Origin of the sequence: Microbacterium galbinum (assembly GCF_023101185.1) — a bacterium.
GTDB classification, from domain to species: Bacteria; Actinomycetota; Actinomycetes; order Actinomycetales; family Microbacteriaceae; genus Microbacterium; species Microbacterium galbinum.
The window spans coordinates 423,718-437,018 of the sequence record NZ_CP078077.1 but is presented as its reverse complement, the minus strand read 5'-3'; the positions used below and the strand labels follow the sequence as shown (position 1 = coordinate 437,018).

General features: G+C 68.8%; 15 protein-coding genes and 1 tRNA gene. 13 read left to right on the top strand and 3 right to left on the bottom strand.

Annotation, left to right across the window (positions count from 1 at the left end; genetic code table 11):
• Positions 1-35 precede the first annotated feature (35 nt).
• The 10 genes from KV396_RS02230 (at position 36) to KV396_RS02185 (ending at position 8,608) form a co-directional block, all read left to right on the top strand.
• A complete protein-coding gene (locus KV396_RS02230; protein ID WP_247634171.1) occupies positions 36-233 on the top strand; it encodes a DUF4244 domain-containing protein in 198 nt (65 codons plus the stop codon).
• On the top strand, positions 233-589 hold the full coding sequence (locus tag KV396_RS02225) for a TadE family type IV pilus minor pilin (protein WP_247956692.1): 357 nt from the start codon (positions 233-235) through the stop codon (positions 587-589). The genes KV396_RS02230 and KV396_RS02225 overlap by 1 nt, the downstream gene beginning before the upstream one ends.
• The gene (locus tag KV396_RS02220; protein WP_247634173.1) at positions 589-918 is read left to right on the top strand and encodes a helicase; all 330 of its coding nucleotides are present in this window, start codon (positions 589-591) and stop codon (positions 916-918) included. Before KV396_RS02225 ends, KV396_RS02220 begins: the two co-directional genes overlap by 1 nt.
• 79 nt (positions 919-997) lie before the next feature.
• A complete protein-coding gene (gene topA, locus KV396_RS02215) occupies positions 998-3,844 on the top strand; it encodes a type I DNA topoisomerase (protein WP_247956691.1) in 2,847 nt (948 codons plus the stop codon).
• Entirely contained in the window at positions 3,841-4,470 is a 630-nt protein-coding gene (gene tmk / locus KV396_RS02210; protein WP_247634175.1) for a dTMP kinase, read from the top strand. The genes topA and tmk overlap by 4 nt, the downstream gene beginning before the upstream one ends.
• 68 nt (positions 4,471-4,538) lie before the next feature.
• Positions 4,539-5,696: a DNA polymerase III subunit delta' gene (locus KV396_RS02205; protein WP_247625045.1), complete on the top strand. Its 1,158-nt coding sequence runs from the start codon at positions 4,539-4,541 to the stop codon at positions 5,694-5,696.
• Positions 5,693-7,252: an alpha/beta hydrolase gene (locus tag KV396_RS02200; protein ID WP_247956690.1), complete on the top strand. Its 1,560-nt coding sequence runs from the start codon at positions 5,693-5,695 to the stop codon at positions 7,250-7,252. Before KV396_RS02205 ends, KV396_RS02200 begins: the two co-directional genes overlap by 4 nt.
• 103 nt (positions 7,253-7,355) lie before the next feature.
• A tRNA-Thr gene (locus KV396_RS02195) sits at positions 7,356-7,428 on the top strand.
• 68 nt (positions 7,429-7,496) lie between these two features.
• Entirely contained in the window at positions 7,497-8,078 is a 582-nt protein-coding gene (locus tag KV396_RS02190; RefSeq protein ID WP_247956689.1) for an isochorismatase family protein, read from the top strand.
• Positions 8,075-8,608 (top strand): DUF1697 domain-containing protein, encoded by a 534-nt coding sequence (locus KV396_RS02185; protein ID WP_247956688.1) that lies wholly within the window; start codon positions 8,075-8,077, stop codon positions 8,606-8,608. The genes KV396_RS02190 and KV396_RS02185 overlap by 4 nt, the downstream gene beginning before the upstream one ends.
• On the opposite strand, the gene KV396_RS02180 is transcribed toward KV396_RS02185, so the two are convergent.
• Positions 8,598-8,837 (bottom strand): hypothetical protein, encoded by a 240-nt coding sequence (locus tag KV396_RS02180; protein WP_247956687.1) that lies wholly within the window; start codon positions 8,835-8,837, stop codon positions 8,598-8,600. The genes KV396_RS02185 and KV396_RS02180 overlap by 11 nt on opposite strands.
• A gap of 25 nt (positions 8,838-8,862) precedes the next feature.
• On the opposite strand from KV396_RS02180, the gene KV396_RS02175 reads away from it, so the two are divergent.
• The gene (locus KV396_RS02175; RefSeq protein ID WP_247956686.1) at positions 8,863-9,393 is read left to right on the top strand and encodes a CGNR zinc finger domain-containing protein; all 531 of its coding nucleotides are present in this window, start codon (positions 8,863-8,865) and stop codon (positions 9,391-9,393) included.
• Here the strand turns inward: KV396_RS02175 and KV396_RS02170 are convergent.
• Positions 9,386-10,936, bottom strand: a complete 1,551-nt coding sequence (locus KV396_RS02170; protein ID WP_247956685.1) for an SGNH hydrolase domain-containing protein — start codon at positions 10,934-10,936, stop codon at positions 9,386-9,388. The two genes, KV396_RS02175 and KV396_RS02170, sit on opposite strands and share 8 nt — an antisense overlap.
• Positions 10,937-11,160: 224 nt before the next feature.
• Positions 11,161-11,709: a type 1 glutamine amidotransferase domain-containing protein gene (locus KV396_RS02165; protein ID WP_247625039.1), complete on the bottom strand. Its 549-nt coding sequence runs from the start codon at positions 11,707-11,709 to the stop codon at positions 11,161-11,163.
• Positions 11,710-11,875: 166 nt separating this feature from the next.
• Between KV396_RS02165 and KV396_RS02160 the strand changes: the two genes are divergently transcribed.
• The gene (locus KV396_RS02160; RefSeq protein WP_247634182.1) at positions 11,876-12,292 is read left to right on the top strand and encodes a MerR family transcriptional regulator; all 417 of its coding nucleotides are present in this window, start codon (positions 11,876-11,878) and stop codon (positions 12,290-12,292) included.
• Positions 12,289-13,269 carry an aldo/keto reductase gene (locus tag KV396_RS02155; RefSeq protein WP_247956684.1) on the top strand — a complete coding sequence of 327 codons (981 nt, stop codon included), beginning with the start codon at positions 12,289-12,291 and terminating at the stop codon, positions 13,267-13,269. The genes KV396_RS02160 and KV396_RS02155 overlap by 4 nt, the downstream gene beginning before the upstream one ends.
• The last annotated feature ends 32 nt before the right edge of the window (positions 13,270-13,301 follow it).

The window sequence follows — 13,301 nt, the reverse complement described above, 5'->3', positions numbered from 1 at the left end:
GACGCGACCGCGTCACACCAGAAAGAAGGAACACCATGCACGCACTTCCTCCACTCGACCGGCGTCGGGCCGCATCGCTGTTCGGCGACGAAACCGGAGCGGCGACGGCCGAGTACGCGATCACCACGATGGCCGCCGTGGCCTTCGCGGGTCTGCTCGTCGTCATCATGCGCTCCGACGAGGTGCGCGGCATCCTCACCGACCTGGTGCGCCGGGCGCTGACCGTGGCGTGATGCCGCGATTCCGACTCACGCGGCTCGGCGGTGACCGGGGATCGGTCGCCGCCGAGTTGGCCCTCGCGCTGCCGGCGGTCGTCCTCGTGCTCGCCCTCGGCGTCGGAGCGCTCGGTGCCGCCACGCGTCAGGTGTCTCTGCAGGATGCGGCGGCCGATGCCGCCCGCCTCCTCGGGCGAGGCGAAGACACGGGGCGCGCCGCCGATGCCGTGGCGCGCGCCGCGCCGGGTGCCACCATGTCGTCCGCGAACTCCGGCGACCTCGTCTGCGTGACGGCGCGCACGGAGGTGGCCGTCGGCAATGTCCTCACCGTGCCGCTGCAGGCATCGAGCTGCGCCCTGGCGGGTAGTCTCTGATGGCCGGATCCGCGCTCGCCACCGGCGTTCTGGTGACAGCGGCCGGCCTCGCCCTCGGGCTCGCCGCGGTCGGCGGCGCCGCCGTCACCGCGCAACGGGTCGCCGGTGCGGCCGATGCGGCGGCGCTCGCCGCGGCGGACGCCGTCAGCGGTGCCGTCGTGGTCGCCGACGAGCCCTGCGCCGTCGCCGCCCGGGTGGCCGTGGCTGCGGGGGCGACCCTCACCGGATGCTCGATCGAGGGCTTCGTGGCGACCGTGCAGGTGGAGTCGGCGTACGCTGGAGTCGTTGCCGTCTCCCGAGCCCGTGCCGGGCCACCCGAGGGCGAATGACGGCAGAACGTACCTCCTCACTGCGACGCACCCGGATAGCAGGGGTGTGTATGGTGTGCTTCGAAGAAAGGACGCCCCCTTGGCTGAAGGCAAGAAGCTCGTCATCGTCGAGTCTCCGACGAAGATGCGGTCTATTCAGGGATACCTCGGAGACGGCTACGAGGTGCTCAGCTCGGTCGGCCACATCCGCGACCTCGCCGACAAGCGGGACATCCCGGCCGCCGACAAGGAGGCCTACGGGAAGTACTCGATCGACATCGAGAACGGCTTCGACCCCTACTACGTCGTCTCCGATCGCAAGACGAAGACGGTCGCCGAACTCAAGCGCGCCCTGAAGACCGCCGACGAGCTCCTGCTCGCCACTGATGAGGACCGCGAGGGCGAGGCGATCGCCTGGCACCTGCTCGAGACCCTCAAGCCCAAGGTCCCCGTCAAGCGCATGGTCTTCCACGAGATCACCAAGGACGCTATCCAGGCAGCCGTCGGCAACACCCGCGAGCTCGACCACGCGCTCGTCGATGCGCAGGAGACCCGCCGCATCCTCGACCGCCTGTACGGCTGGGATGTCTCGCCCGTCCTCTGGTACAAGGTCAAGACCGGCATCTCGGCCGGCCGCGTACAGTCCGCTGCCACCCGTCTGATCGTCGACCGGGAACGCGAGCGCATGGCGTTCGTCTCGGCCGAGTACTGGGACGTCGACGCCGCTGCGGCCGCGACCGGAACGTCGTTCCGCATCCGTCTCGTGCGCGTCGACGGCGGGCAGCTCGCCCGCGGCACCGACTTCGACGACCGCGGTGCCCTGAAGAAGGCCGTCGTCGTCCTCGACGAGGCCAAGGCACACGCCCTCGCCCAGGCGGTCGAATCGGCCGGCGCCGGGACGGTGACGAAGGTCGAGGCCAAGCCCGGCACCCGCAGCCCCTACGCCCCGTTCACCACCTCCACGATGCAGCAGGAGGCGGGGCGCAAGCTCTCGATGGGGGCGAAGCAGGCGATGAGCGTCGCGCAGCGCCTCTACGAGAAGGGGTACATCACCTATATGCGTACCGACTCCACGTCGCTGAGCACCCAGGCGGTGCAGGCGGCGCGGAGCCAGGCGGTCGCGCTCTACGGCGACTCCGCGGTGCCGCTCAAGCCCCGCGTGTACAAGTCGAAGAGCAAGAACGCGCAGGAGGCGCACGAGGCGATCCGTCCCTCGGGCGACAACTTCCGCACCCCCGCGTCGCTCTCGTCCGAGCTCGACCGCGACGAACAGCGCCTCTACGACCTGATCTGGAAGCGCACCGTCGCCAGCCAGATGGCCGACGCGAAGTACGAGACGACGACCGTCACGATCGCGGTGAACGCCGCCGGGCAGGTCGCGGAGTTCACGGCATCCGGAACCGTCTACACCTTCAAGGGCTTCCTCGAGGCGTACGAAGAGGGTCGCGACGAGAAGCGCGGCGATGCGGATGCCGCCGAGAACCAGTCGCTCCCGGCCGTCGCCGTGGGCGATGAGCTGTCGGTCGCCGAAGCCGAGGCCAAGGGGCACCGCACGACGCCGAAGCCGCGGTACACCGAGGCATCGCTCGTCAAGGTGCTCGAGGAGAAGGGCATCGGGCGTCCGTCGACGTTCGCGACGATCCCCGAGACGATCCTCGATCGCGGCTACGCGGTCAAGCGCGGCCAGGCGCTCGTGCCGACGTGGCTCGCCTTCAGCGTCGTCCGCCTGCTCGAAGAGCACTTCGCCGAGCTGGTCGACTACGACTTCACGGCCTCGCTCGAGGACGACCTCGACACGATCGCACGCGGCGAGCAGGACCGCGTCGAGTGGCTGAAGGGCTTCTACTTCGGTTCCGACGCGCACGTCGGCCTGCGCAAGGTCGTCGACAACCTCGGCGAGATCGATGCGCGAGCGCTCAACTCGACGCCGATCACCGACACCGCGACCCTGCGTTTCGGCAAGTACGGCCCCTACCTCGAGGTCGCCGACCCCGAGAACCCCGAGGCCAAGCCGCGCATCGTCAACGTTCCGGAAGACCTCGCGCCCGACGAGCTCACGGCCGAGAAGGCGCAGGAGCTCATCGACGCTCCGGTCGCCGGCGACCGCGTGCTCGGAGAGAACCCCGAGAACGGCAAGATCGTCGTCGTCAAGGACGGACGCTTCGGCCCGTACGTGCAGGAGAACGACCCGGTGTCCGAGGACGCCGCGGTCGACGAGACGACCGGTGAGGTCGTCGAAGCTCCGAAGAAGCGCGGTGCCAAGAAGGAGACCGCGCCCAAGCCGCGCACCGCATCGCTCTTCAAGTCGATGTCGGTCGACGCGATCGATCTCGACACCGCCCTGCAGTTGCTCACCCTGCCTCGCGTCGTCGGCGTCGACCCCGAATCAGGCGACGAGATCACCGCCCAGAACGGCCGCTTCGGTCCGTACCTGAAGAAGGGCGCCGATTCGCGCTCGCTCGAGAGCGAAGCGCAGATCTTCGACGTGACTCTCGAGCAGGCGCTCGAGATCTACACGCAGCCCAAGTACGGTGCCCGACGGGCATCCAGCGCGCTCGCCGAGTTCGACGCCGACCCGGTCAGTGGCAAGCCGATCCGCATTCGTGACGGTCGATTCGGCGCCTACGTGACCGACGGGGAGACCAACGTCACGATCCCGCGCGGCCAGAAGCCCGAGGACATTACGTTCGAGATCGCCGTGCAGATGCTCGCCGACAAGCGCGCGAAGGGCCCCGCTCCCAAGCGCGGCTCGCGTGCGGCGGCCAAGAAGGCTCCGGCCAAGAAGGCGCCGGCCAAGAAGGCTCCTGCCAAGAAGGCACCGGCGAAGAAGGCTGCAGCGAAGAAGGCTCCGACGGATGCCGAGAAGGCGGCGGCACGCTCGGCTGCGGCGAAGAAGGCGGCCGCGACGCGCGCCGCGAACGCCGCCGCGAAGAAGGCCGGTTCGTGACGGCAGGCCGCGGTCGATGGATCACGCTCGAGGGCGGTGACGGCTCGGGCAAGACCACGCAGTCGGACCTGCTCGCCTCCTGGCTGTCGGAGACCGGCCACGAGGTCGTGCGCACGCGCGAGCCCGGCGGGTCGGAGGTCGGCCAGCTGATCCGCGACATCGTGCTCCACCACCGCGGCGACATCGCACCGCGTGCGGAGGCCCTGCTGTACGCGGCGGACCGGGCGCATCACGTCGCGACCGTCGTGCGCCCCGCGCTCGAGCGGGGCGACATCGTGCTGCAGGATCGCTACCTCGACTCGTCCGTCGCCTACCAGGGCGCAGGCCGGGTGCTCGATGCGACCGAGATCCGCGACCTGTCGCTCTGGGCCGCCGAGGGAGCGCTGCCCGACCTCACGGTGCTGCTCGACCTCGACCCGCAGACCGCCCGCACCCGGCTCGATTCGGCCGACAAGCCCTTCGATCGGCTCGAGGCGGAGAAGGCAGAGTTCCACGGTCGCGTGCGCGATGCGTACCTTGCGCTCGCCGCCGCAGAACCGGAGCGCTTCCTCGTGATCGACGCCTCCTCGCCGGTCGACGTGATCGCCGGCGAGATCCGTGCGCGGGTCGCGTCGTTCCTGGCCTGAGCCCCCTCCTCTGCACAGCGCCACGACCGCATGCGGTCGGCGTCGGTGGTGCCGATTAGGCTGAGTGCATGCCTGAGACCATCGCCGCCCCTTTCCCGTGGGCCGATGTGTGGGGGCAGGATGCCGCGGTCGAGACTCTGCGCGACGCGGCATCCGATCCGTCGGCGCTGTCGCACGCCTGGTTGATCACCGGTCCGCCGGGGTCCGGGCGTTCCACCCTCGCTTACGCCTTCGCCGCGGCGCTGGTCGCCGACCGGCCCGATGACGAGGCGACCATGCGGCAGGTTCTCGCGGGCACACACCCCGATGTGACGGCGCTGCGCACCGACAAGGTCATCATCACCATCGCCGAGGCGCGCGCCCTGGTCGAGCGTTCGTACTTCGCTCCCTCGGCCGGGCGCTACCGCGTCATCGTCGTCGAAGATGCCGATCGCATGGTCGAACGCACCTCGAACGTCCTGCTGAAGGCGCTCGAGGAGCCGCCGGAGAAGACCGTCTGGATCCTCTGCGCCCCCAGCGAGGCCGATCTGCTCCCGACCATCCGCTCGCGTGTGCGTTCGCTGCGGCTCCGCGAACCTGACGTCGCGGACGTCGCGCGGTTGATCAGTCTGCGTACGGGCGTCGACGAGGTCGTGGCCGAGCAGGCCGCCCGCCACTCCCAGCGACACATCGGTATGGCGCAGCGACTCGCCACCGATGAGGCCGCCCGTCGTCGGCGCGACGACACTCTCCGCTCGGTGATCGGCGTGCGCGGTGTGGGCGATGCCGTCGAGGTCGCCGGGCGTATCATCCAGGCCGCCACCGAGGATGCGAAGGCCCTGACCGCCGAGCGCGACGCGGCCGAGCGGGCGAACCTGCTGCGCATGGTGGGCGTCGCCGAAGGGCAGGCCGTCCCCCCGGCACTGCGCTCCCAGCTCTCGGCCCTGGAGGACGACCAGAAGAAGCGCGCCACCCGCAGCCTGCGCGACGGCATCGACCGCGTGCTCACCGACATGCAGTCGCTCTTCCGCGACGTCGTGATGCTGCAGTTCGGCCGCACCGACGAACTGATCAACCGTGAGCTCCGGGCCGAGCTGAGCGCGCTCGCCGAAGCCTGGCCCGAGACCCGTACGCTGGTCGTACTCGACCACCTCGCCGACACCCGGCAGGCGCTGGAGCGAAATGTCGCACCGCTGCTCGCCCTCGAGAGCTTGCTCGTGACAATCACGAGCGGGAGGACACCGTGAACATCCGCAAGACTTCCCGCCTCCGCCGTGCCGCCGCACTCGTCGCCGGCCTCGCCGTCGCCGCCGTGGCGCTCTCCGGCTGCTTCTACTCGATGATCCCCGAGGAGACGGCGACGCGCCCGTCGGCGACCGGTGCGCCCGACACCGACGGGGTATCCGAAGAGCTCCTTCCGTTCTACTCGCAGGAGCTGACCTGGGAGTCCTGCGGCAGCGCCGGCTTCGACTGCACGACGGTCACCGCACCGCTCGATTGGGAGAACCCCGCAGAGGGCGAGATCGAGCTCTCCATCATCCGGCACCAGGCCGAGCAGACGCCGATGGGCTCCCTGCTCACCAACCCCGGCGGCCCCGGCGCCAGTGGCGTCGCCCTCATCCGCGACAGCCTCGACTACGCGGTCGGCGCCGACCTCATCGAGAACTACGACGTGATCGGCTTCGACCCGCGCGGCGTGGGCGAGTCGACGGCGGTGCGCTGCTTCGACGCGGCCGAGATGGACGCCTACCTCTACGACGTCCCGACCTCGCCCCGTGGCAGCGCCGAGTGGGAAGCCGAGCTCACCGAGCGCAACACGGCGTTCGCCGAGGCGTGCGACGCGAACAGCGACGGCATCCTGCCGTACATCACCACCATCAACGCGGCACGCGACATGGACCTGATCCGTGCCGTGCTCGGCGACTCGCAGCTGAACTACCTCGGCTACTCCTACGGCACCTTCCTCGGCGCGACCTACGCGAACCTCTACCCCGAGAAGGCCGGCCGCCTCGTGCTCGACGGTGCGATCGACCCGTCGGTGCCCGGGCTCGAGGTCGGTGCGACGCAGGCTCTCGGATTCGAATCGGCGCTCCGCGCGTACATGCAGAACTGCCTCGATTCCGGGAGCTGCCCCTTCAACGGCTCGGTGGACGACGCCATGGCGGATCTCGGTGCGCTGCTCGCGAGCGTCGATCGCACGCCGCTCGAGAACGGCGACGGACGGATGCTCGGTGCGGATTCCCTGATGACGGGAATCATCGCCGCGCTCTACTCGCAGGACAGCTGGACCTTCCTCACGCAGGCGCTCGACCAGGCGCTGCAGGGCGACCCGTCGACGGCGTTCGTGCTGGCGGACTTCTACAATGGCCGCGAGGCCGGTTCGTACACCGACAACTCGACCGAGGCGTTCCGCGCGTACAACTGTATGGACTACCCGGTCGAAGACGACCCCGCCGCCGAAGCCGCGACCACGAAGAAGATCGAAGAGGGTGCGCCGACCATCGCGCCGTACTGGACCGGCCCCGACTCGTGCGAGGTGTGGCCCTACCCGCCCACGGGAACCCGTGGGGAGATCACGGCCGAGGGTGCCGGACCCATCCTCGTCATCGGCACGACCAACGACCCGGCCACGCCCTATGAGTGGTCGGAGGCGCTCGCGGATCAGCTCGACGAGGGCGTGCTCATCACCCGCGTGGGCGAGGGGCACACCGGCTACAACAAGGGCAACGGATGCGTCGACAACGCCGTGGAGGCGTTCTTCCTCGACGACGTCGTGCCCGAAGACGGCCTCCGCTGCGAGTGACGTCCGCGACTCACGCGCGTGACACGCGCGTGAGTCGCGCTCGATTCGCGAGCGAGCGCGAGACAGGGTAATATCAGTGATCGCGCCGGTTCGTCCGTCGCACGCCGCTTTAGCTCAGTCGGCAGAGCATTTCACTCGTAATGAAAAGGTCGTCAGTTCGATTCTGACAAGCGGCTCCGACAGCCCCCGTGATGCGAAGAACATCACGGGGGCTTTCCTTTTCTCGGCGGCGTAGTCTCGAATCATGAGCAGAGCGCTTCTCATCGTCGATGTCCAGAACGATTTCACCGAGGGCGGTGCCCTGGCGGTCGCGGGCGGTGATGCGGTCGCCGCCGCGGTCTCGGCATACCTCGCCGCCCACACCGGCGATTACGACGTGATCGTCGCCTCGCGCGACTGGCACGACGCCGAGGGTGACAATGGCGGGCACTTCGCCGAGAGTCCCGACTACGTCGACTCCTGGCCGGTGCACTGCGTAGCGGGCACGCCGGGCGCCGAGTACGACCCGCTGCTCGAGACGGATGCCGTCACCCACCACGTGCGCAAGGGGCAGGGGCTGCCCGCCTACTCGATGTTCGAGGGTGTCACGGATTCCGGCGAGACGGTCGGAGCCGTGCTGACGGCGGCCGGGGTGATCAGTGCCGATGTGGTGGGGATCGCGACGGATCACTGCGTCCGGGCATCCGCTCTGGATGCCGTCGCCCACGGGGTGCGCGTGCGGGTGCTCACCGATCTGGTCGCGGGCGTCGGTGCCGAGTCGAGCGAGGCGGCACTGATCGAGCTCGCCCACGCGGGCGCCGAGCTCGTCGTGAGCGCCGAGGTGTGAGCCGCAGCGTCCTGCTGCTGCGGGCCGTGAACGTCAGCGGTCGCAATCGCGTGCCGATGGCCGAGCTGCGTTCGGCGCTGAACGATGCCGGGGTGCTCGACGACGTCTCGACGTACATCGCGAGCGGCAACATCGTGTGTCGGCATCCATCCGATCCGGTCGCGGCCTGCGCGCGCGTGCGATCGCTCATCCATGACGAGTTCGGAGTCGACACTCCGGTGATCCTGCGCACGCACGATGCGCTCGCGCGAGCCCTCGCGACGCAGCCGTTCGTCGATCCGGTCGAGAAGCTGTTGCACGCGATGTGCCTGGAGGGCGCTCCGCAGAAGGGTGCGGTCGCGGCGCTGCGTGAGCGTCTGGTGCCGGGGGAGGAGATCGCCCTCGTCGGGCACGATCTGTGGATCTCCTACGCCGACTCCGGAGTGCATGCGTCGAAGCTCACGAAAGCCGTTCTCGATCGCGCGCTGGGGGTCGCCGGCACGGCACGGAACCTGCGCACCGTGAGAAAGCTCGCAGAGCTCACGGCCTGACGTTCGGCGACTCTCCGACGCTGCGGCTCATCGCGATCGGCGGCAGAGAGGTCGACGGCGCAGCGCTCGACGGGCGCAGATCGATGCGACGTGCGGTGCACGCCCCGCACCGCACGTAGACGACGACGCCCTCGCTTGTCGGATGGCGGGACTCGGTGAGCCAGGAGTGCTCGTGCGCCATCGGGACGGCGGTCGGTCGGGGGATCGGGAGGGTGTCCGTGGAAGTCATGACACCAGCGTGATGTAATGCCCTTATGCATCTCAACCCTTACGGAGAGTACGCGGTTCTCCTGGCGACCTCGCTCGCCAACGACTGGCCCGCCGACCGTGCCGGGATCGAAGAGCGCACGATCGAGATGGGCATGACGATGACCTTCCCGCCCGCCGCCGACGACCACGCCCGCGTGCGCGACGTCATCGACGAGTGGCTCCGGATCGTCGACGAAGCCGACCCCGACGCGCGTGCAGAACTCCTCAATGCCCAGCTCGCGGAGGCGGCCGCGTACCCGCGGCTCACGAATCACGACGGAGAGGGCTGGCACCTGCACTATCGCGACGACGTGCCCTCGCTTCCGTACGTGCTGCGGGCGATCATCAACCTGGGCACCTCGCTCCACCTCGTCACTCGTGGCATGAGCAGGCTCGGCCGCTGCGCGGCATCCCCCTGCACGAACGTCGTCGCCGACGTCACCCGGAACGGCCGCCAACGATTCTGTTCGGTGCGATGCGCGAACCGGGCTGCGGTACGACGGCATCGTGCCCGGGGCGAGCGCCTCGTCACCTGATGCCGAGTTCCTGGAGTTGCTTCTTGATTCGATAAGCGACGTGGGCGCCCATGGTCTCCGAGAACGTTCCGGTGATGTGGTGACGGTCTCGAAAGACCACGATGCCGCCGGTGACGAGCGGGCAAGTATCGGGTCCGCAGTAGTAGCGATTGAGGTCGATGAACGAAGCGCCGGGGGTCTGCCGCGCGGCCGAGTACATCGGGTCTATGCCGGCCAAGACTTCTGAGCGCGCGGCGGTGCAGCCGGCTGCGGCCATCCCCCGTGATCTCGTTACGCAGTCCACTGCGGCCTGCGGCAGATAGGGGAAGTCGCCGATCGCGATGACCGGGATGCCGGCGGCGGCGGCGCGGCTCCACGCCCGTACGTACTGTTGGGAGACCGCTTCGGCGCTGGTGGGATCAGCGCTCGGTTCGCGAAGCCCCGTCGCGACGATCGCATCGTAGCCGCCGTGGAGCAGCGCGGATTCGATCGCGACGGCGCGCGGTTTGCATCCGTGGCCATCAGGGAAGTCCAACCAGCGGCAGCTCACGCCGAAGTAGGTGTCGACTCGCCAATTCTCGGCTGTCAGGCGGGGTCGCAATCCCGCCATGTACCCAGCAGCATGAGAATCTCCGACGAACGCGATTCGTGTTGCATCGGATCGTGTCGACCCGTACGAGCACATCCGCACGTTATCGGTGGGGTTGGATTGCCAGCAGTCCGGCCCATAAGAGCCACCTGTTACCAGACGCAGCTCCTCGGCGACGGTCGTTGGCAAGATGACTCCGCCGAGCTCGGGATTGACGCAGTTGGGCGTGAGCGTGCTCATCACGCCGTAGCAGGTGGGGCCGCGTCCTGCCAGTTCGGCGGTCGAGCCGAGCGTGGTGAGCACGGTGTTCGGGCCTGCTTTGCCCAGCAGGCCCTGTCCAGCCGGAATGTAGATACGCAGACGCGTCGACCCGGTCCGGGTCGGTGTGAACGACATGGAGAAGGATCCGTCGGATGCGGCGTAGCTCTGAGCCACCGTCGTCCAGGCGCCGCCGACGAGGTGCTCCAGCTTGACGCGCTTGCCCGCGAGCCCGCCGTGCAGGTTGCCGGTGACGTGCTTGGAGAGGTTCACGACTGCGTAGCTATTTTGTGCTGGCACAGCATTGTAGACACCGGGCTGCACGGTGATCGTGCGCGATGTGCTCGCGGCGCTCGCCGTGGTGGACGTCGCAGCAATCTCCGCCTTCACCCGGTACTGCTCCACGGGCGCGAAGGTCGCCGTGTAGGCGCCGGAGGGGTCAGTCCTGGTTGTGCTGAGGATCCGCCAGACCCCGTTGACATTCTGGCCGACGATCTTCACCTCGGCATTGACAAGCGGGGCGGAGCCGGTCCTGGCCACGCCGGTGACAGTCAGGGGGCGAGAAAACGTTACGCTCTCGGCGCTCGTGCTCAACGTGAGCGAAACAGGGGTCGCAGCGTGTGCGACATTCGATTCCAGAATCGCTACGAGCGCAAGAATCAGTACCGCGACGATCGCAGTCGTCCGTCTGCGGATCGCGGTTGATTGCGCTGTCATATTAGAACTGCCCCCCGGGTCACGAAAGTGACGGTCATCTCGATGCAAGAACGCCGCAAGCATATTGGCATAACGGGCGTCTCTGCGGGGGCACGCGCAACGCGCAGCATTCTGATGGAGGAAACGCGCCGAGGAGAATCTCGGCGAGGCGACCGGGCCGCGGTACGACGGCATCGCGCCCGGGGAGGTGCCTGATCCTGCCCCGGGCGCAATGGTGATGCGAGTCAGGCGGTCTGGCCCTCGTGGCGCCCTTCGCCGATCTCCTCGACGACCTTCGCGTTGAACGCCGGCAGGTCGTCCGGGGTGCGGCTCGAGACGAGGCCCGCGTCGACGACGACCTCCTCGTCGACCCAGGTCGCTCCGGCGTTGCGCAGGTCGGTCTTGAGACTCGGGTAGCTGGTCAGCGTGCGCCCGTCGACGACGTCCGCCTCGATGAGGATCCAGGCGCCGTGGCAGATGACTCCGACGGGCTTGTGCTGTGCGAAGAACTCCTTCGCGAGGGCGACGGATGCCTCGTCGAGCCGCAGGTGGTCGGCATTCACGACGCCGCCCGGCAGAACGAGCGCCTCGAACTCATCGGCGCTCGTGTCGCCGGAGATGAGGTCGACGGCCTGCTCGTGTCCGTTCTTGCCGGTGATGCTGCCCGCCGCCGGGGCGATCAACGTGGCGCTCGCACCCGCGGCCGTCACCGCCTCCCACGGGCTGGTCAGCTCGCTGTCCTCGAAGCCGTCGGTCGCCAGGAATGCCACGCGGTTTCCGGTGAGAGTCGCCATGGTCGTCGTCCTTTCAGGAGGGGGAAGTGGATGCTCCGACTCTGCCGCGAGGGGCGGATGCCGTGAAGGGGGTGGCCAGTGCGCGGCAGGGGTGATAGCGGCACGGTCCCGGCGGCGGGATCGACGTGCTTGACCCGGAGCGCGCTCCGGGGTGCACCATGGGGACATGACCGAGATCCTGATGCCCGACATCACCGTCGACATCCCTGAAGGTGGCTTCACGATCGGGGAGGCCGCGGCTGCCCTCGGCATCCCGATGGAGACTCTGCGCTACTGGGATCGAGCGGGTCTGCTGCGGGAGGAGACGCCGCGCAATGCGGGTGGTCAACGCCGCTACGGGCGCTCGGATCTGGAGTGGATCGCCGGAGTGATCATGCTCCGGGAGACGGGTATGGGGGTCAGTGGCATCCGCGAGATCGCCGCGCTCAGCCGCACCCCGGGAACCGAGGCCGAGCGCCTCGCGTTCTTCGAAGCGCATCGTCGGCAGGTGCAGCGCGAAATCGCTCGCACTCGGCGACATCTCGCCGCGATCGAACAGAAGATCGCCGCCTATCGCGCGGTGGTCGAGAAAGAGGAATCATGAAGCAGCACGCTCTCGGCGACGGACTCGTCGTGTCGTCCATCGGGCTCGGAGCGATGGGGATGAACGCGTTCTACGGGCCGAGCGACGAGCAGGAGTCGATCGCGACCCTGCAGCACGCCGTCGACCTGGGCGTCACCTTCATCGACACCGCCGAAGCCTATGGCCCGTTCACGAACGAACGGTTGATCGGCCGGGCGCTGGGTGCACGGCGCGACGAGATCACGCTGGCGACGAAGGCCTCGTCCGAGACCGATGACGATGGCACCGTCCATGGACGCAACGGGAGCCCCGCCTACATCCGTCGCGCGTGCGAGCGTTCGCTGCGGCATCTGGGCACCGACGTCATCGACCTGTACTACCTGCACCGAGCCGACCCGAACGTGCCCATCGAGGACAGCGTCGGTGCGATGTCCGACCTCGTGCGTGAGGGCAAGGTGCGACACCTCGGACTCTCCGAGGTGTCCGCCTCGACGATGCGGCGCGCGCATGCCGTGCATCCGATCGCCGCGATCCAGTCGGAGTTCTCGCTGTTCTCCCGCGACGTGCTGCGCAACGGCGAGAAGGCGACCGCCGACGAGCTGGGCATCGGTTTCGTGGCGTTCTCGCCCCTCGGACGGGGTGTGCTGAGCGACGGCGTCCGCAGCCTCGACGATCTTGCCCCCGACGATGCGCGTCGGCACCTGCCCCGCTTCGCCCCCGACGCGTTCGCCGCGAATCGGATGCTCGTCGCCCGGGTCGAGCAGATCGCCCGGCGCCTCGGCGCCACGGTGGCGCAGGTGGCGTTGGCGTGGGTGATCGCGGAGGGCGTGGTGCCGATTCCCGGCACGCGACGTCGTACCCGCCTCGAGGAGAACGCGGCGGCTGCCGGCCTGCTGCTGACCGAGGAGGTGCGCCGAGAGCTGGCGGATGCACTGCCCGCGACCGCGATCGTCGGTTCACGCGACGGGCTCGATGCTCTGGAGGGAACGGACCGGTGAGGGCGGGGTGCGGGCCGTTACGCCGCCGCTAG